We start from the raw sequence: 1305 nt of genomic DNA, 5'->3' as shown, positions 1-1305 counted from the left end.
TGACCTGCCCTGATTCTTCGGACCACGGTTAAGTTGGAGGAACCGGCGTCTCCTGGTCGTTCGATTGTCCCTTCAAGGACGGTGTTGCAACGGGCCGGGGCGCGAAGCCCCCGCATCGCGCAGCGCCCCGGCCCGTTGCGGAAGCGGGAGCTGCGTTGGTGTGTTGAAGCTTTGCGGCGAACTCGGCCGGCGTCAAATAGTCGAGGCTCGAATGCGGGCGAACTTCGTTGAAGTGTTTGCGCCAGGCTTCGATGACGACCTTGGCCTGTACACGTGACAGAAACCACTCCATGCCGAGGCATTCGTCACGGAACTTGCCATTGAAGCTCTCCAGCATTCCGTTCTGCCACGGCTTACCGGGATCGATCAGGGCGGTCCGGATACCCTGATCGACGATCCACTTCAGCAGCGCCCGCGAGACAAACTCCGGGCCGTTGTCGGAGCGCAGGTAGAGCGGCGCGCCGCGTTCGCTGACCAGCCGCGACAGCACCTCGATCACGCGGCCTGAGCGGATGCGACCATCGACCTCGATCGCCAGGCCCTCCCTGGTCCACTCGTCGGTGACGGTCAGGCACTTGAGGTGTTGCCCGTTGGCGCACCAGTCGAAGACGAAGTCGTAGGACCACACCTGATTGGCGCCCGTGGGCGCCTGCGGACGGGGCCGCCCGGTCGCGATCCGCTTGCGCGGGCGCTTGCGGGGCACCTGCAGCCGGGCCCGCCGCCACAGCCGCCAGCAGCGGCCCCAGCTCATGGCATGGCCCTCGCGCTCCAGGAAGATGCGGATCCGCCGATAGCCGAAGCGCGGGTACTGCGCGCTCAGTGTCGCCATGCGCGCCAGCACAGGCGCATCCTTCTCGGCCTTCGTCGACCGGTAACCCAGAGCCGAACGGGCCACGCCCAGCAGCGTGCAAGACCGTCGTTGCGACAAGCCGCGGCGCCCTGCATACGCCACCTGCTCGCGACGGGCCGGCACGCCTACCATTTTTTTGCAGCGATCTCCTTCATCACCTCGATCTCCAGGTCGCGTTCCGCCACCAGCTTCTTCAGCCGTGCGTTCTCCTGCTCGAGCTGCTTCAGGCGCCGCACATCGTCCGGCTGGAACGACCCGAACCGCTTCTTCCACGTGTAGATCGCCTGATCGCTTACGCCGTGGCGCTTGGCCACCGTCGCTACCGGATCCCGATCCGTCTCCCGCAAGATCCCCACGATCTGCTCTTCCGTGAACTTCGACTTCTTCATCTCCTGCCTCCTCTCGGAGGCCAGTCTCTCAACTAATCGTTGGTCCGAAAACCCGCGGGCAGGTCA

The 1305-nt window shown here is 65.1% G+C and carries 1 pseudogene; it reads right to left on the bottom strand.

Annotation, left to right across the window (positions count from 1 at the left end):
* Positions 1-142: 142 nt before the first annotated feature.
* Positions 143-1239 (bottom strand): annotated as a pseudogene (locus ACT6UX_RS30385) (IS3 family transposase); the annotation flags it as partial.
* Positions 1240-1305: the final 66 nt, after the last annotated feature.

It is taken from the genome of Reyranella sp. (assembly GCF_052439685.1).
Taxonomy (GTDB): Bacteria; Pseudomonadota; Alphaproteobacteria; order Reyranellales; family Reyranellaceae; genus Reyranella.
Note: the sequence above shows the minus strand (reverse complement) of the source record. Positions and strands in the feature narration are given on the sequence as shown.